The sequence below is a fragment of the Kitasatospora sp. NPDC093558 genome (assembly GCF_040683475.1).
In the GTDB taxonomy this organism is placed as follows: Bacteria; Actinomycetota; Actinomycetes; order Streptomycetales; family Streptomycetaceae; genus Kitasatospora.
The window spans coordinates 23,022-40,218 of the sequence record NZ_JBFBDY010000013.1; the positions used below are offsets into that span (position 1 = coordinate 23,022).

General features: G+C 71.5%; 14 protein-coding genes and 1 pseudogene. 11 read left to right on the top strand and 4 right to left on the bottom strand.

What is annotated here, in order from left to right; genetic code table 11:
- The first annotated feature begins 157 nt into the window (after positions 1 to 157).
- Both AB0O00_RS03155 and AB0O00_RS03160 read left to right on the top strand, forming a co-directional pair.
- Positions 158 to 2,794, top strand: a complete 2,637-nt coding sequence (locus AB0O00_RS03155; RefSeq protein WP_363648354.1) for a valine--tRNA ligase — start codon at positions 158 to 160, stop codon at positions 2,792 to 2,794.
- Positions 2,795 to 3,080: 286 nt separating this feature from the next.
- The gene (locus tag AB0O00_RS03160; protein WP_363648355.1) at positions 3,081 to 3,602 is read left to right on the top strand and encodes a hypothetical protein; all 522 of its coding nucleotides are present in this window, start codon (positions 3,081 to 3,083) and stop codon (positions 3,600 to 3,602) included.
- Positions 3,603 to 3,635: 33 nt separating this feature from the next.
- Here the strand turns inward: AB0O00_RS03160 and wecB are convergent, their stop codons facing one another.
- Positions 3,636 to 4,775: a UDP-N-acetylglucosamine 2-epimerase (non-hydrolyzing) gene (gene wecB, locus AB0O00_RS03165; protein ID WP_363648356.1), complete on the bottom strand. Its 1,140-nt coding sequence runs from the start codon at positions 4,773 to 4,775 to the stop codon at positions 3,636 to 3,638.
- Between the two features lie 31 nt (positions 4,776 to 4,806).
- Positions 4,807 to 6,240: a glycosyltransferase family 2 protein gene (locus AB0O00_RS03170; protein WP_363648357.1), complete on the bottom strand. Its 1,434-nt coding sequence runs from the start codon at positions 6,238 to 6,240 to the stop codon at positions 4,807 to 4,809.
- Between the two features lie 211 nt (positions 6,241 to 6,451).
- Between AB0O00_RS03170 and AB0O00_RS03175 the strand changes: the two genes are divergently transcribed.
- The 8 genes from AB0O00_RS03175 to rodA all read left to right on the top strand — a co-directional run bounded on the left by AB0O00_RS03175 (position 6,452) and on the right by rodA (position 15,268).
- On the top strand, positions 6,452 to 7,843 hold the full coding sequence (locus AB0O00_RS03175; RefSeq protein ID WP_363648358.1) for a folylpolyglutamate synthase/dihydrofolate synthase family protein: 1,392 nt from the start codon (positions 6,452 to 6,454) through the stop codon (positions 7,841 to 7,843).
- A 2-nt stretch (positions 7,844 to 7,845) separates the two neighbouring features.
- Positions 7,846 to 8,196: a DUF4233 domain-containing protein gene (locus tag AB0O00_RS03180; protein ID WP_363648359.1), complete on the top strand. Its 351-nt coding sequence runs from the start codon at positions 7,846 to 7,848 to the stop codon at positions 8,194 to 8,196.
- A gap of 87 nt (positions 8,197 to 8,283) precedes the next feature.
- Positions 8,284 to 8,697, top strand: coding sequence for a nucleoside-diphosphate kinase (gene ndk / locus AB0O00_RS03185; protein WP_329931154.1), 414 nt, complete (start codon positions 8,284 to 8,286; stop codon positions 8,695 to 8,697).
- Positions 8,698 to 9,018: 321 nt separating this feature from the next.
- Positions 9,019 to 10,044: a rod shape-determining protein gene (locus tag AB0O00_RS03190; RefSeq protein ID WP_329931217.1), complete on the top strand. Its 1,026-nt coding sequence runs from the start codon at positions 9,019 to 9,021 to the stop codon at positions 10,042 to 10,044.
- A 98-nt stretch (positions 10,045 to 10,142) separates the two neighbouring features.
- Positions 10,143 to 11,096, top strand: a complete 954-nt coding sequence (mreC, locus tag AB0O00_RS03195) for a rod shape-determining protein MreC (protein WP_363648360.1) — start codon at positions 10,143 to 10,145, stop codon at positions 11,094 to 11,096.
- Positions 11,097 to 11,099: 3 nt separating this feature from the next.
- Complete coding sequence (mreD, locus tag AB0O00_RS03200) at positions 11,100 to 11,741, top strand: rod shape-determining protein MreD (RefSeq protein WP_363648361.1); 642 nt, start codon at positions 11,100 to 11,102, stop codon at positions 11,739 to 11,741.
- 57 nt (positions 11,742 to 11,798) lie between these two features.
- A complete protein-coding gene (gene mrdA / locus AB0O00_RS03205) occupies positions 11,799 to 14,072 on the top strand; it encodes a penicillin-binding protein 2 (RefSeq protein ID WP_363648362.1) in 2,274 nt (757 codons plus the stop codon).
- A complete protein-coding gene (gene rodA, locus AB0O00_RS03210; protein WP_363648363.1) occupies positions 14,069 to 15,268 on the top strand; it encodes a rod shape-determining protein RodA in 1,200 nt (399 codons plus the stop codon). Before mrdA ends, rodA begins: the two co-directional genes overlap by 4 nt.
- 84 nt (positions 15,269 to 15,352) lie before the next feature.
- Here the strand turns inward: rodA and AB0O00_RS03215 are convergent, their stop codons facing one another.
- On the bottom strand, positions 15,353 to 16,648 hold the full coding sequence (locus AB0O00_RS03215) for a M14 family zinc carboxypeptidase (RefSeq protein WP_363648364.1): 1,296 nt from the start codon (positions 16,646 to 16,648) through the stop codon (positions 15,353 to 15,355).
- Between the two features lie 67 nt (positions 16,649 to 16,715).
- Positions 16,716 to 16,895 carry a hypothetical protein gene (locus AB0O00_RS03220; RefSeq protein ID WP_363648365.1) on the bottom strand — a complete coding sequence of 60 codons (180 nt, stop codon included), beginning with the start codon at positions 16,893 to 16,895 and terminating at the stop codon, positions 16,716 to 16,718.
- Between the two features lie 86 nt (positions 16,896 to 16,981).
- Here AB0O00_RS03220 and AB0O00_RS03225 point away from each other — a divergent pair.
- Positions 16,982 to 17,197 (top strand): annotated as a pseudogene (locus AB0O00_RS03225) (ThiF family adenylyltransferase); the annotation flags it as partial.

A 17,197-nucleotide genomic window follows, 5' to 3' on the forward strand; every position in this document is an offset into this window, starting at 1 on the left:
GTCCGGTGTGGAATTGCTCCCGTGTACGTCCGGAAAACCGGACGATTGTCCGGGCACGGTACCGCACGGCGCCCACGGCGGACCCGGCCGGGAGCGCGGAGTCCACGGACCGAAAGCGGTTCGTAACCCACGCCCGCCGTTACGTAAACTGTGCGTCGTGACCGACACGACGAACCAGCGCCCCGTGAGCACCACCGGGGACGAAGCAGCAACCCTCCCGACGACCTACACCCCCGCGGACGTAGAGGGCGAGCTGTACGAGCGCTGGGTAGAGCGTGGCTACTTCACCGCCGACGCCAAGAGCGACAAGCCCCCGTTCACCATCGTCATCCCCCCGCCGAACGTGACCGGCAGCCTGCACCTGGGCCACGCCTTCGAGCACACGCTGATCGACGCGCTGGTGCGCCGCAAGCGGATGCAGGGCTACGAGGCGCTCTGGCAGCCCGGCATGGACCACGCCGGCATCGCCACCCAGAACGTCGTCGAGCGCGAGCTCGCCAAGGAGGGCAAGTCCCGCCACGACCTGGGGCGCGAGGCCTTCGTCGAGCGCGTCTGGAAGTGGAAGGCGGAGTCCGGCGGCCAGATCTCCGGCCAGATGCGCCGCCTCGGCGACGGCGTGGACTGGTCCCGCGAGCGCTTCACGATGGACGAGGGCCTCTCCCAGGCCGTCCAGACCATCTTCAAGAAGCTCTTCGACGACGAGCTGATCTACCGCGCCGAGCGCATCATCAACTGGTGCCCGCGCTGCCTGACCGCCATCTCGGACATCGAGGTGGAGTACCAGGACGACGACGGCGAGCTCGTCTCGATCCGCTACGGCGAGGGCGAGAACGCGATCGTCGTCGCCACCACGCGCGCCGAGACGATGCTGGGCGACACCGCGGTCGCCGTCCACCCCGAGGACGAGCGCTACAAGCACCTGGTCGGCACCGAGATCGAGCTGCCGCTCACCGGCCGCCGCATCCCGATCGTCGCCGACGCTCACGTCGACCCGGAGTTCGGCACCGGCGCCGTCAAGGTGACCCCGGCGCACGACCCGAACGACTTCGAGATCGGCCAGCGGCACAACCTGCCGAACGTCGCCGTGATGGACGAGCACGCCGTCATCACCGTCCACGGCCCGTTCCTCGGCCTGGACCGCCTGGAGGCCCGCTCGGCGATCGTCGCCGCGCTGCGCGCCGAGGGCCGGATCGTCGCCGAGAAGCGCCCGTACGTCCACTCGGTGGGCCACTGCTCGCGCTGCAAGACCACCATCGAGCCGCGGCTGTCCATGCAGTGGTGGGTGAAGGTCGGCCCGCTGGCCAAGGCCGCCGGTGACGCCGTCCGCGACGGCAAGGTCAAGATCCACCCGCAGGAGATGGAGAAGCGCTACTTCGACTGGGTCGACAACCTGCACGACTGGTGCATCTCGCGCCAGCTGTGGTGGGGCCACCGCATCCCGGTCTGGTACGGCCCGAACGGCGAGGTCGTCTGCGTCGGCCCCGACGAGCAGCCGCCCACCGGCGAGGGCTGGCGCCAGGACAGCGACGTCCTGGACACCTGGTTCTCCTCCGGCCTGTGGCCGTTCTCCACGCTCGGCTGGCCGGAGCAGACCGACAGCCTCGCGAAGTTCTACCCGAACTCCGTCCTGGTCACCGGCTACGACATCCTCTTCTTCTGGGTCGCCCGGATGATGATGTTCGGCCTCTACGCGATGGACGGCACCCCGCCGTTCCACACCATCGCGCTGCACGGCATGGTCCGTGACCAGAACGGCAAGAAGATGTCGAAGTCCTTCGGCAACGTGGTCAACCCGCTGGACTGGATGGACAAGTACGGCTCCGACGCGCTGCGCTTCACGCTCGCGCGCGGTGCCAACCCCGGCGTCGACGTGCCGATCGGCGAGGACTGGGTCCAGGCGGCCCGCAACTTCGCCAACAAGATCTGGAACGCCACCCGCTTCGCGCTCATGAACGGCGCCACCGTCGAGGGCCCGCTGCCCGCGCCGGAGGAGCTGACCGCGAGCGACCGCTGGATCCTGTCCCGCCTCAACAGCACCGTCGCCGAGGTGGACGGGCTGTACGAGGACTACCAGTTCTCCAAGCTCTCCGAGGCGCTGTACCACTTCGCCTGGGACGAGGTCTTCGACTGGTACGTCGAGCTCTCCAAGACCACCCTGGCCAAGGGCGGCCCGCAGGCTGACGCCGCGCGCCGGGTGCTCGGCGAGGTCCTGGACGTCACGCTGCGCCTGCTGCACCCGATCGTGCCCTTCGTCACCGAGACGCTGTGGACCACGCTCACCGGTGCCGAGTCGGTCGTCATCGCCGACTGGCCGAAGGACAGCGGCTTCCGCGACGCCGCGGCCGAGGCGGAGATCGCCACGCTGCAGCAGGTCGTCACCGAGGTCCGCCGCTTCCGCACCGACCAGGGCCTCAAGCCGGGCCAGCGCGTCCCGGCCGCCCTGGAGCTGGACGGCACCGCGCTGGCCGCCCACGAGGACGCGATCCGCTCGCTGCTGCGGCTGACCGCCCCCGAGGAGGGCTTCGCGGCCACCGCCTCGCTCCCGGTCGCCGGCGCCACCGTGTCGCTGGACCTCTCCGGCACCATCGACGTCGCGGCGGAGCGCAAGCGCCTTGCCAAGGACCTCGCGGCGGCCGAGAAGGAGAAGGCCCAGACGGCCGGCAAGCTCGGCAACGAGGCGTTCCTCGCCAAGGCGCCGGACGACGTCGTCGCCAAGATCCGCGCCCGCCAGGAGGCCGCCGAGGCCGACATCGTCCGGATCACCGCCCAGCTCGCGGCGCTGCCGCAGGGCTGAGCCGCCCGACCGGTCCACGAGGGGCCGTATTCCGCCACGAGCGGAGTACGGCCCCTCCGCCGTTTCCACCGAATAGCCCAGCGGCATTGCTCCCTTCCGGCGAATATTCATCCTGGACCGGGTAAGGTCCTATTCCGCTCGAATTCATTCCGGTCTTGCCAGCGCGGGTTCGCGGAAGTTTGCAGGTCGGATGTGTACGGTGTGCTCTGAGTTTGCGCGGAGCGCTCCTGCGGGGTTTCTGCCGGGCGTTTCGCTGAGCCAACGGACGGGAGGGCATGGCGTGGTGATGACCGAAGAGTTGGTCGACGAACTTCCTGCCGAGGCGGTCGAGGAGGCCAAGGCGAGGGCGGCGACGTTGCTGCTCGCGTTCCGGCACGGCAACCAGCTCGCGTTCGACCACGAGCTCGACGTGCTGTTCGCCGAGCACGCCGAGCGCGAGGTGACGACCCTGCTCGCCTGGATCGCCGCGGAGGCGGTCCGCAAGGCCTATGCCCCGGCGGTCGGCGACAAGGTGCTGCGCGCGATGGCCCGGCGCGCCCCGGCCGACGCCGGCGCGGTCTGCGTGGACGAGGAGACCGCCGACGCGGCCCGGCTGATCGAGGCGGTGGCCGTCGGGGACGTGGGCGAGGTCCGCGGCCTGGTGGCCACGAACGCCGACACGACCTTCCTGCTCGGCGGCCTGCTGCAGGGCGTCGCGATGATGCTGCCGTTCCTGCCGGAGGGCGAACTCGCCGAGATCACGGCCGAGTTGCGGCGCCGGCACGGTGGCGGCGCGGCACACGTGCCGGAGGCCCGGGCCGGGGCCTGAGCGGAGGTTCTGCTGACTATCAGTCAGTTACCGCTAGGCCACCTGGAGTTTGGCTGCGGCCGGCTCGGCGATCCGGGTGGTGAGTTCGGCGATGCGCGCCGAGGCCAGGCCGTCGCCGTACGGGCTCGGGGTGGCCGCGAGGCGGGCCAGCCGCTCGGGGGTGTCGGACAGCCAGGCGTCGGCCAGTTCGCCCAGCTCCGCGCCGGGCTGCACCAGCGCGGCGAAGCCGGCGTCCACGGCCTCCGGGCGCTCGGTGGAGCGGCGCACCACCAGCAGCGGGCGGCCGAGCACGGTGCACTCCTCCTGCACGCCGCCGGAGTCGGAGACCAGCAGCGCGGCGTGGCTCGCGAGGCCGAGGAAGTCGGCGTACCCGACCGGGCCGGTGACGGCGATCCGCTCCAGCAGCCCGTCCAGCCCGAAGCGTTCGACGGCGGCCCGGGTGCGCGGGTGCATCGGGAACAGCACCGGCGTGCCGGCCCGGGCGATGCGGTCCAGCTCGGCGAGGACGGCGCCGAGCGCCTCGGCGGTGTCGGTGTTCTCCGGGCGGTGCACGGTCGCGAGGACGTAGCCGTCGGGGCACAGCCCGTGCGCGGCGAGCAGGGCGGCGCGCGCGGCCTCGTCCGGCAGCTGGCGGCGGACGACCTCGACGACGGTGTTGCCGGTGAGTGCGATCCGCTGCTCGTCGAGCGACTCGGCGCGCAGGTTGGCGACGTTGTCCGTGGTGGCGGCGCAGAGCAGGTCGGAGACGTGGTCGACCATGACCCGGTTGTGCTCCTCGGGCATCGCCCGGTCGAAGCTGCGCAGCCCGGCCTCGACGTGGACCAGCGGGATCTCCCGGGCGTTGGCGGCCAGTGCGCCGGCGAGGGTGGCGTTGGTGTCGCCCTGGACGACGACGGCCACCGGGCGGTCCTCGGCGAAGGCGGCGTCGAGCTGCCCGAGGGACTGGGCGATCTGTCCGGCCCGCGGCCGGCCGCCGACGCCGGTGAGCAACTCGGGGCGGGGCAGGTCCAGGTCGCGCAGGAAGCGGCCGGACATGGCCTCGTCCCAGTGCTGGCCGGTGTGCACCAGGCGGGTGGCGTCGCCGAGTTCGTGGATCAGCGGGGCGAGCTTGACGAGCTCGGGGCGGGTGCCGAGGACGACGGCGACGCTGGACGGGGGCAGGCAGGTGCTCATGCGGGGAGGCTCCGTACGTCTGTGGAGGGGCTCAGGATTCGAGGGCGGTGGGGGCGCCGACGGCGACCTTCTCGGCGTTGCGCCGGGTCTTGGCCCAGCCGTTGCGGCCGAGCAGCATCCGTACGGCCGCCCGGGTGGCGACGACGAACAGGTGGTAGGCGTAGATCCACACCAGGACGCCCCAGAGCAGCCCGGTCAGGCGGCGGCGGTCGGGGTGGACGAGGGTGCGGTAGGCGAAGCCCCAGAACACCATCGGCAGTGTGGCGAGGACGAAGGCGACGGCCATGTAGGGCCCGAACCGCAGCTGGAATTCGGCGGTCTCCGCGGGGAAGAGCACCAGCCCGGCCGCGGTGATCGCGATCGACAGCGGGGTGAGCAGCACGAGCAGCACGCAGACCACGGGCTGCAGGAAGGTGTACAGCACCTCGGCCTTGCCGGGCCACGTGTAGTGCGGGGAGCGCAGCACCCGGCCGGTGTAGCGGAGGCACTGCATGTTGCCCTGGGCCCAGCGGGTGCGCTGGGTGAGGAAGCGGCGCGGCGAGACGAGGGCCTCCTGGGAGACCTGGGCCTCGGTGACGTGGGTCAGGCGCCAGCCGGCCAGCCGCAGGTCGAGGCCGGACTCGTAGTCCTCCAGCAAGGCGCGCTCGGGCCAGGGGCGGCCGGCCCGGCCCTCCTCGGCGGTGAGCGAGTCGAGGGCGGTGAGGCGGACGAACTGGCCGTTGCCGCCGAGGCCGACGCTGCCGGTGCGCCGGCGCAGGAGCTGCATGCCGGCGTTGTTGGCCTGGAACTCGACGTCCTGCATGCGCACGAGCGCGCGGGCGAGCGCGTTGGCGGTGCGGCCGCGGCCGGGCAGGGGGAGTTCGTCGTCGGCGTTGCGCATCCGCACGCCGATCTGGACGGCGCCGGTGTCGGGGCGGCCGAGTGCCTTGTCGCTGCACACCTGCGCGAGGGTGCCGGCCCCGAGCTGTCCGTCGGCGTCGACGACGCCGATGACGACGCGGGAGCGGTCGGTGTCCTCGGGCAGCCAGGCGGAGATCTCGCGGTAGGCGGCGTTGAGGGCGGCGCCCTTGCCGATGCGCGCGTGCGGGCGGCGGCGCTGGACGAGGTGGATGCGGTCGTCATGGGCCGCGGCGGCGAGGACGAGCTCGCGGGTGGCGTCCTCGCTGTCGTCGTCGATGACCCACAGGTGGGCCTCGGGCGCGGAGGTGCGCAGTCCGGCGAGGGTCTGGGTGACCACGGCCTCCTCGTCGCGGCACGGGATGACCAGGTGCCACCGGAACGCGGCGGGGTCGCCGGGCTCGGCGGGGCGGTTGTGCCTGAAGGCATGGCGGGAGCCGGCCCAGTAGACCAGGAAGCGGCCGAACACCAGGACCATGTAGGCGACGAGCAGCAGTGAGAACAGTCCGGCGAACCAGACGACCGTGTCCTGGCGGAGGACGAACCAGTCGTGCAGGACATCAGACACAGCGCGCTACTCCTCATGATCAAAGGCGATCTGGCTCCTTGGGGGTGCGAATCGATGCTTCATTGCGGTTCAAACTCGCTAAATCAATAGTAAAGGGAGAAAACTGGCGAGGCCAGGCCAAGATCGGGCAAAGTGGTCGTTCTCACCCCGGCCGCCACCCCCCGCCCTCACCTTGTGAGGGCGGGCCGCCGACCCTCCGTAGACTGTGGTCGTGAGCGACAAGGCCGACCCGAACCCGTACACCCTCCGCCCCGCCGAAGGCGGCACCGGCGACGCCCTGCGCGACGTCGAGATCGAGCTGTCCAAGCGCTGGCCGGAGAACAAGCTGGAGCCCTCGCTCGACCGGATCGAGGCGCTGATGGACATCCTGGGCCAGCCCCAGCGGTCCTTCCCGTCCATCCACATCACCGGCACCAACGGCAAGACCTCCACCGCCCGGATGATCGAGCAGCTGCTCAACACCTTCGAGCTGCGCACCGGCCGCTACACCAGCCCGCACGTGGAGACCGTCACCGAGCGCATCAGCCTGGACGGCGCCCCGATCACCCCCGAGCGCTTCGTCGAGGTCTACCGCGACATCGCGCCCTACGTGGAGATGGTCGACGCGCAGCAGCCGGTGCCGATGTCCTTCTTCGAGGTGCTGACCGGCATGGCCTACGCCGCCTTCGCCGACGCCCCGGTGGACGTCGCCGTCGTCGAGGTCGGCATGGGCGGCTCCTGGGACGCCACCAACGTCATCGACGCCGCCGTCGCGGTGATCACCCCGATCGGGCTGGACCACACCGACAAGCTCGGCGAGACCACCGGCGAGATCGCGGTCGAGAAGGCCGGCATCATCAAGACCGGTGCCGTCGCCGTGGTCGCCCAGCAGCAGCTCGACGCGGCCGAGGTCATCCTGCGGCGCGCCGTCGAGGTCGACGCGACCGTCGCCCGCGAGGGCATGGAGTTCGGCGTGATCCGCCGTGAACTCGGCGTCGGCGGCCAGCTGGTGACGCTGCGCGGGATCGGCGGCGAGGAGTACGAGGACGTCTTCATCCCGCTGCACGGAGAGCACCAGGCGCACAACGCGGCGCTCGCGCTGGCGGCGGTCGAGGCCTTCTTCGGCGTCGGCGGCGCCCGCGGCGGGCAGCTCGACGTGGACAAGATCCGCCAGGCCTTCTCCGGCGTCGCCTCGCCGGGCCGCCTGGAGGTCGTGCGCCGCAGCCCCACGATCATCCTGGACGCCGCCCACAACCCGCACGGCGCCCGCGCCACCGTCTCCGCGATCGGCGAGTCCTTCGGTTTCACCCGCCTCGTCGGCGTGATCGGCACCTCGGGCGACAAGGACGTGGCCGGCCTGCTTGAGGCCTTCGAGCCGATCCTCGCCGAGGTCGTCATCACCCAGAACTCCACCCACCGCGCGATGGACGTCGACGCGCTCGCGGCGCTCGCCGTCGACGTCTTCGGCGAGGACCGCGTCCAGGTCGAGCCCCGCCTCGACGACGCGATCGCCGCCGCCGTCACCCTCGCCGAGGAGGAGGGCGACCTCGGCGGCGCCGGGGTCCTGGTCACCGGTTCGGTCATCACGGTGGGCGAGGCCCGCCTGCTGCTCGGGAGGAAGTGAAGATGAGGACGCTCTGCTCCTCGACGCTGATCGGCGAGGCGCTGTTGATCATGTTCGCGGCCCTGGTCGCGATGCGGCTCTCCAGCGTCTCGACGGCCTCGGTGTGGATCGTCAGCGGGATCGCCATGGCGCTGTGCATCGCGCTCTGCGGCATGATCAACCGCCCCGGCGCCGTGCAGATCGGCTGGGCGCTGCAGATCGGCCTGATCGCCAGCGGCTTCGTCCTGCCGACGATGTTCGGCCTCGGCGTGGTCTTCGCCGGTCTGTGGTGGTGCTCGGTGCACTACGGCCGCAAGGTGGACGAGTTCAAGGCCGCCCGCGCCGCCGCCGTCGCGGCCGCCGCGGAGGCGTAGGGCAGCGGAACCGGCAGGTCGTTCACGCAAGGTAACCTCTGCCGTACCGCATACCGTATGCCGAACCGATTCCCCAGGAGACGCACCGTGTCCCAGCGCACTCTCGTCCTGCTCAAGCCCGACGCCGTTCGCCGCGGCCTGGCGGGCGAGATCATCAGCCGCATCGAGCGCAAGGCCGGCTGGCAGCTCGCCGCCGTCGAGCTGCGCACCTTCGACCGGGCGACGCTGGAGCAGCACTACGCCGAGCACGTCGGCCGCCCGTTCTACGAGCCGCTGCTGGAGTTCATGACCTCCGGCCCGTCGATCGCCCTGATCGTCGAGGGCGAGGACGTCGTCCCCGGCATCCGCATGCTGGCCGGCGCCACCAACCCGCTGGAGGCCGGTGCCGGCACCATCCGCGGTGACTACGCGACGATCACCCGCGAGAACCTGATCCACGCCTCCGACTCGCCCGAGTCCGCCGAGCGCGAGATCAAGATCTTCTTCCCGGCGCACGCCTGAGCCGGCCCGGGCGACACGCCCGGAGGACCCAACGACTGCCCCGGTCGGGACCATTGGCCCGGCCGGGGCATTCTTATCGTGAAATAGGGAACTGGGGATCCCGACACGGCGTCCCAATCCTCGGAGAAGCGATCACCCTCCGGACAATGGACGGTATGCCCCACGTCGACGTCCGTACCGCGAGGCGTGACTACGATGGACGCGACTCAAGGGCCCGGTAAGGCAGCTCAGCTGGTCTCCGCCCAAGCGTGGGCGCACGCAGTCGTCCACCCCCCATGAACTCCGAGCCCGGGAAGGCACCTACATTCCATGGCGAGCAACCTGTCGTTCATCGGCCGCGACTTGGCGATCGACCTCGGAACTGCCAACACGCTGGTGTACGTCAGGGGCAAGGGGATCGTCCTCAACGAGCCGTCCGTCGTCGCGGTGAACACCAACACCGGCGGCATCCTCGCGGTCGGTGCCGAGGCCAAGAAGATGATCGGCCGCACCCCGGGCAACATCGTCGCCATCCGCCCCCTCAAGGACGGCGTGATCGCCGACTTCGAGATCACCGAGCGGATGCTGCGCTACTTCATCCTCAAGATCCACCGCCGCCGCTACCTCGCCCGCCCCCGCGTCGTCGTCTGCGTGCCCTCCGGCATCACCGGCGTCGAGCGCCGCGCCGTCATCGAGGCCTCCTCCCAGGCCGGCGCCCGCCAGGTGCACATCATCGAGGAGCCCATGGCCGCCGCCATCGGCGCCGGACTGCCCGTCCACGAGGCCACCGGCAACATGGTCGTCGACATCGGCGGCGGCACCACCGAGGTCGCCGTCATCTCCCTCGGCGGCATCGTCACCGCCCAGTCCATCCGGGTCGCCGGCGACGAGCTCGACAACGCGATCGTCCAGCACATCAAGAAGGAGTACTCGCTGCTCCTCGGCGAGCGCAGCGCCGAACAGATCAAGATGAGCATCGGCAGCGCCTACGGCCTGGAGGGCGAGAAGGACGAGCACGCCGAGATCCGCGGCCGCGACCTGGTCAGCGGCCTGCCCAAGACCGTCGTCATCTCCGCCGCCGAGGTCCGCGAGGCCATCGACGAGCCGGTCAACTCGATCATCGACGCGGTCAAGACCACCCTCGACCAGTGCCCGCCCGAGCTCGCCGGCGACGTCATGGACCGCGGCATCGTGCTCACCGGCGGCGGCGCCCTGCTGCGCGGCCTCGACGAGCGGCTGCGCCGCGAGACCGGCATGCCGATCCACATCGCGGAGAACCCGCTCGACTCCGTCGCGCTCGGCTCCGGCAAGTGCGTCGAAGAGTTCGAGGCGCTCCAGCAGGTACTCGACGCGCAGCCGCGCCGTTAGCACCGACGACACATCCGACACTCAACTGAACGGGCCGCCGCCGCCAGGGCCCCACAGCCCCGGCGGCCGGCCAGGTACGAAGGGGCAGTACCAGCACCGTGAGGGACACACGAGAGAGCCGGCTGCTGCTCATCCTGCTGGTGGCCGTCGCCTTCGCGCTCATCACCGTGGACATCAAGGGCGGTGAGAGCTCCCCGCTCGGCGGTGCCCGGCGCGCCGCCGCGAGCGTCCTCGGCCCGGTCGAGCGCGGCGCCGCCACCGTCGTCGACCCGGTCGCCAACACCGTCCGGGCCTTCCGCGACGCCGCCACCAACAGCGGCCGCACCGACCAGCTCGCCCGCGAGAACACCGAACTGCGCCAGAAGCTCGCCTCCTCCGACATGGCCGCCGGCCGCACCAAGCAGCTCGACGACCTGCTGCGCACCGCCGGCGCCGGCGGATACACCGTCAAGGCCGCCCAGGTCATCGCGATCGGCCCGGCCCAGGGCTTCTCCTGGACCATCACCGTCGACGCCGGCAGCGACGACGGCCTCACCCGCGACATGACCGTCATCAACGGCCAGGGCCTGGTCGGCCGGATCACCACCGTCGCCCCCACCACCGCGACCGTCCTGCTCGCCTCCGACCCCGGCTTCACCGCCGGCGCCCGGCTGGAGGGCAGCGGCGAGATCGGCTTCGCCTCCGGCGGCGGCGACAGCCCGATGAAGGTCTCCCTGCTCAACGGAAAGGCGCAGGTCAAGGCCGGCGACCGGCTGGTCACCTTCGGCTCGCAGAGCGGCCGCCCGTTCGTGCCCGGCGTCCCGGTCGGCAAGGTCGTCGAGGTCCAAGCCAACGCCGGCCAGCTGACCAAGACCGTCCTGGTCGAGCCGTTCGTCCAGTTCACCCGGCTGGACCTGGTCGGCATCGTCGTCGTCCCGCCGCGCACCGACCCGCGCGACGGCGTGCTGCCGCCCGCGCCCGCGCCCGGCCAGAGCCAGGCCCCGGCCGCCCCCGCGGCGCCCGCCACCACGGCCCCCGCCGCACCGCCCGCCAAGCCCACTGGGGGGAACTGAGCCATGCGCCTCGCCCGCATCCCCGTCTCCGCCGTCCTGATCCTGTTCGGCCTGATCCTCCAGGTCAGCGTCTTCGGCCGGCTCCAGCTCCCCGGAGCCACCCCGGACATACTGCTGCTCGTCGTCGTCGGCCTCGCCATGGTCTACGGGCCCACCGGCGGCTGCGTCGTCGGCTTCTCGGCCGGACTCCTCGCCGACCTCGCCCCGCCGTCCGACCACGCGATCGGCCGCTACGCGCTCGTCCTGTGCCTGATGGGCTACGCCGCCGGGCTGCTGCGCCCCGAGCACGGCCGCCAGCGGTCCGTCTCCAGCGCGCTGCTGGTCGTCGCGGGCGCCGCCGTCGCCTCCACCCTGCTGTACGCGATGGTCGGCGCGCTGGTCGGCGACACCGCGGCCCGGCACGTCGGGCTCGGCGGCCTGGTGATCAGCGCCCTGCTGTACGACCTGCTGCTGGCCCCGTTCGTCGTGCCGCTCGTGATGCTGCTCGGCCGCCGCTTCGGCCGCGACCCGGTGACCGCCGCCAGCGACGACGACGACGGCGGCCCCGGCCTGGGCACGCTGGCCCGCTACCGCACCACCCGTGAGGTCTCGTCGGGCCCCGGCTACAAGAAGCGGCGCGTGCCCGGCTTCGCCCGGCGCCCGTAACCGGCCCGTCCCGGCCCCCGTACTCCCGACTTTCCCGCACCCTGGAGCGCACGAGACGTGAGCAACATCCCCGAGACCGGCCGAACCCGGCGGGTGACGATCCGTCTGGTGGTGCTGCAGATCCTGGTGCTGTCGCTGCTCGCCACCCTCGGCGGGCGGCTGTGGTACCTGCAGATCCGCAACGCCAGCGTCTACACCGCCAAGGCGACCGGCAACCACATCCGCGAAGTGGTCGAGCCCGCCGTGCGCGGCGAGATCCTGGACGCCTCCGGGCGGATCCTGGCCGGCAACGAGACCCGCCTGGTCGTCTCCGTCAGCCGCACCTCGCTGCTGCAGCAGAAGGACGGCGGCAAGGCGGTGCTGGCCCGGCTCGCCGACGTGCTCGGCATGCCGGCCAAGGATGTGCAGGAGAAGGTCCGGCTCTGCGACGCCAAGACGCAGCAGCCCTGCTGGAACGGCTCGCCCTACCAGCCGATCCCGGTCACCAAGGAGGCGACCACCCAGCAGGCGATGCAGATAATGGAGCGCCGCGAGGACTTCCCCGGGATCACCGCGCAGCCCACCGCCGTCCGCCGCTACACCGGGGCCGAGGGCGCCAACATGGCCCAGGTGCTCGGCTACCTCTCGCCCGTCACCGACGACGAGGTCAGCAAGACCGCCGACAAGACCGGCCTGGACCGCTACCTGCCGGCCGACCAGATCGGCCGGGCAGGCCTGGAGTCGGTGTACGACCGCGACCTGCGCGGCACCGCCGGCATCACCAAGCTGGAGGTGGACAACCTCGGCCGGGTGATCGGCACCGCCGGCACGGTGGCCCCGCAGACCGGCGACAACCTGGTCACCAGCATCGACGCCCGGGTGCAGAAGGTGGTCGAGGACAACCTGGCGCAGGCCATGAACGACGCCCGGAACACCTTCGACAAGGTCACCAACCGCAACTACGAGGCGGACTCCGGCGCCGCCGTCGTGATGGACGTGCACACCGGGCGGATCATCGCCATGGCCAGCGCGCCGACGTACGACCCCAACCTGTGGGTGGGCGGCATCAGCGGCAAGGACTACCAGTCGCTGACCAGCAAGGACTCCAACTTCCCGCTGCTGAACCGGGCCATACAGGGTCAGTCCGCCCCCGGCTCGACGTTCAAGGTCATCTCCACCACCGCCGCGGTGCAGGCCGGCTACTCGCTCGACGGCCGCTACGACTGCCCGAAGGCCATGACCATCGGCGGCCGCGAGTTCAAGAACTTCGAGAGTGAGAGCTTCGGCGCGATCTCCCTGGAGAAGGCGCTGGAGATCTCCTGCGACACCGTCTTCTACGGCCTGGCGTACGACCAGTGGATGAGGGACGGCGGCATCAAGCCGAAGAAGGACCCGGGCGACTGGTTCTTCAAGACCGCCCACCAGTTCGGCCTCGGCGCCAAGACCGGCATCGACCTGCCGGCCGAGGTCACCGGCCGGGTGCCGGACCGGCAGTGGAAGCAGTCCTTCTACGACAACAACAAGGACGCCTGGTGCGCGCAGGCGCAGAAGGGCGGCAACAGCTTCTCCGACCAGATCGCCCGGGAGAACTGCGTCGACGGCTACCAGATGCGCGCCGGTGACGCCGTCAACTTCGCGATCGGCCAGGGCGACACCCTCGTCACCCCGGTCCAGATGGCCCGGATCTACTCGGCGCTGGCCAACGGCGGCACCTTCTACCGGCCCACCATCGCCAAGGCGGTGATAAGCCCGGGCGGGGACCTCGTCCGCGAGATCGCCCCGCACGAGGACGCCAAGTTCCCCGGCGACCAGAAGCTCCTCAGCTACATCGACCAGGCCACCGCGGGCGTCATCACCAGCGGCACCGCCGCCTGGAAGTTCGCCGGGGCCGGCTGGCCGCAGAACAAGATCGAGCTGCACGCCAAGACCGGCACCGCCGAGGTCGAGGGCAAGCAGACCACCTCGTGGCTCACCACGTACAGCAAGGACTACGCGGTCGTCATGACCATCAGCCAGGGTGGCACCGGCTCCGGCGGTTCCGGTGACGCGATCCGCCGGATCTACCAGTCGCTGTACGGCGTGGACGACAAGGGCAACGTCGACAACGGCAAGGCCCTGCTGCCCGCGCCGCAGGCCGAGCTGCCGAAGTTCAACCCGGACGGCACCGCCATCATCAAGCCGGCCGCGTACACCGCCGAGGACCCGTCCGGCCTCGCCGACCCGGGCGTGACCGGCGGCTCCCCGCGGGTCTTCCTCGACCCGGCGCCGCCGGCCGGCCCGTCGACGGCCGTGCTCACCGCGGCCGACGCCGCGCTCGAACCGACGCGCGGCGCGGGAAGGGGACGGGCATGAGTTCGTACGGTTCGTACCGTCAGCTGCGGCTCTCGCCGCAGCGCACCGGGGTGTCCAAGGCGCTCGCCAAGGACTCGCCGCTGTGGCGGCTGGACTGGATACTGCTGCTGGCCGCGCTGACCCTCTCGCTGGGCAGCTCGCTGCTCGTGTGGTCGGCCACCCGGGGGCGGGACTCGCTGACCCACGGGGACCCGCAGTACTTCCTCTACCGGCACCTCACCAACGTCGTGGTGGGGCTCGTGCTGTGTGCCGTGGTGATAGCGATAGGGAGTCGGCGCTTCCGCACGCTCGTGCCGTTCGTCTACGCCGGCGTGATCCTGCTGCTGATGGCCACGCTGAGCCCGCTCGGCTCGACCATCAACGGCGCGCACTCGTGGATCCAGCTCGGCGGCGGCTTCTCCATCCAGCCGGCCGAGTTCGCGAAGCTCGGGATCGTGCTGTCGATGGCGGTCGTGCTGTCGGACCAGGTGGACGCGGGGGAGCGGGCGTTCCCCTCGCACCGGGCGGTCTTCCGGGGCCTGATCTGGGCGTGCCTGCCGATGGGCCTGGTGCTGCTGATGCCGGACGCCGGGTCGACGATGGTGATGTCCGCGATCGTGCTGGGCATCCTGCTCGGCTCGGGCGCGGCCAACCGCTGGGTCCTCGGGCTGCTGGTCCTGGGCACCGCGGGATCCGTCGCGGTCTGGAAGTTCGGGCTGCTGAGCAAGTACCAGATCGACCGCTTCGCCGCGTTCGCCAACCCGCAGCTCGACCCCTCCGGCGTCGGCTACAACACCGCGCAGGCCCGGATCGCGATCGGCTCGGGCGGGCTCACCGGCAAGGGGCTGTTCCACGGGACGCAGACCATAGGGCAGTTCGTGCCCGAGCAGCAGACCGACTTCGTGTTCACCGTGGCCGGCGAGGAGCTGGGCTTCGTCGGGGCGTTGGCGATCATCCTGCTGGTCGGCGTCGTGCTGTGGCGGGCCTGCCGGATCGCGCGGCAGGCGACCGACCTGTACGGGACGATCGTCGCGGCGGGGGTCATCGCGTGGCTGTCGTTCCAGGCGTTCGAGAACATCGGGATGTGCCTGGGCATCATGCCGGTGGCGGGCATCCCGCTGCCGTTCGTGTCGTACGGCGGTTCGTCGATGTTCGCGGTGTGGATGGCGATCGGGCTGCTCCAGGCGGTGCGCAGCCAGCGGCCGATAGCGGCGTGAGATCGGGTGCGTGAGCCGAGGGCCGGTCCGGGAGCGAATCCCGGGCCGGCCCTCAACTGTTGTGCAGGGCTTGGTGGTTGAGCGCTAGCCGAGCAGGCACTCGGCGGCGGCGAGGGCGGCGCGGGTCTGGTGGGCAACCTGCTCCTCGACCGGCACCCAGCGCGCCCCGAAGCGGTGGCGCAGCTGGTTCAGGCTCTCGGTGACGACGGCGCGGGCGCGCTCCCGGCCGGCCTCGGCGCCCGGGCCGCGCACGTCGGCCAGCAGCCGCAGCAGCATCGACGCGACGCGCAGCGGCACCCGGGCCGCGACGATCGCGGCGGTCGTCACCCGGGAGACCGTGAGCGGCTCGTCGCACCAGCGCTCCAGCCACTCGTCGGCGACCCGCGGGCAGACTGCCAGGTTGAACTCGGCGGTGCGCACCAGGGGGCCGTGGACGGCGCGGGCGTGGGCGGGGACGCGGGCGAGCAGCCCGGCCAGTTCCTCGGCGCGGTCGCGCAGCGTGCGGGCGGCGGCGGTGATGGCCGGGGCGACGGCGGGGTGGGGGTGGGGGTCGGCGACGGCGTCGACGGACCACATGGGGACTTCGAGGACGGCGGTGACTCCGCCGTGGCGGGTGGCGTAGGACCAGGTGGAGAGTTCGGGTTCGTCGGGCAGGGGGCTGGTGGCGGTGGTGGTGCCGGGGGTGGGCATGAGGTAGGTGCCGGGGGCGGGGCTGGCCCAGCCGATGGCGTCGAAGGAGTCGATGTCGAGGGGGACGCCGGCGCGGGTGGCGGAGCGGGCGAAGCGTTCGGGCAGGCCGGGGACGGGGCGGGTGAGCTGGACGAAGGCGCCGCCGAAGTCGACGCCGTGCAGGGAGCACTGGAGGAAGGGGCGCAGTTCGTCGATGAGGGCGGTGAGGGCGAGGCTTTCGGGCTTGGGGTGGCGGCCGGTGGTGGGGGCGGGGAGGAGTTCGGGCTGTTCTTCGAAGGAGGGGCGGAAGAAGTGCTGGTAGTGGCGGCGCATGGTGAGGGGGCCGTCGAGCCAGCCGGCGTTGAGGGCGGCGCCGTCGGGGTCGAGGCAGAGCAGGAGGTGCCAGGACAGGCCGGGGCGGGCGGGGGCGGCGAGGAGGAGTTCGGCCAGGCGCAGGGCGGCGGCGGTGCCGACGGGTTCGTTGGGGTGGGGGCCGCCGACGGCCAGGACGGTGTGCGGGCCGCGGTCGACGGAGAGCAGCAGCAGTGGCCGGCCGGCCCGGGAGCGGCCCACCTCGCGCAGGCGGCAGCGCTCGGGGTGGTGGCGCGCCAGTCGCCGTGCCGCGGCCTCGGCGCCGGCCACCGACGGGTAGCGGCCGACGCCGCCGTATACGGGTCGTGTGACGCGTGCCCGTTGGCCCGTGTCTGTCATCGTTCCCCTCGCACCGGGCACAGGCTGCGCCCCCGGAAACGTTTGCGCGGGCGCAGCCAGTACCGGATCAGTTGCCGATGGAGTTGCTGGCCGTGGTGGTTTCCTTCTTCTCCAGCCGGCGGATGAGGATTGCGGCAGGCGCCTCGACCAGTTCCTCCCCGTGCTCGGCGACCTCGGCCCGGACACTGCTGTCGTGTTCGCGCATGGTCAGCTCCTCTATGTCGATGGTGAGCAGAACATTCGGCAAATCCTTGCCAGTACCGCACGCCTCAACCGAGCATGTCAACAACGGAATCTGTTGGAGCGTCAGTTGGAGGACGTGTGCCGAGGTGGATGCGGCTACCGAAGATCAAACCGGAGCATGCCGCGTACCGCACGACCTCCGGGCGGATCCGGATCGGTGGCGTCGTGCACGGCATCGGTGCCGAGATCGAGGACCCGGACGGCTGGATTTGGACCCTGGTCTGTCTGCTCGACGGCACGCGGAGCCCCGACGAAGCCGTCGAGCAGACCGATGGACTCCCCCCGGGCACCGGGCGGCCCACGATC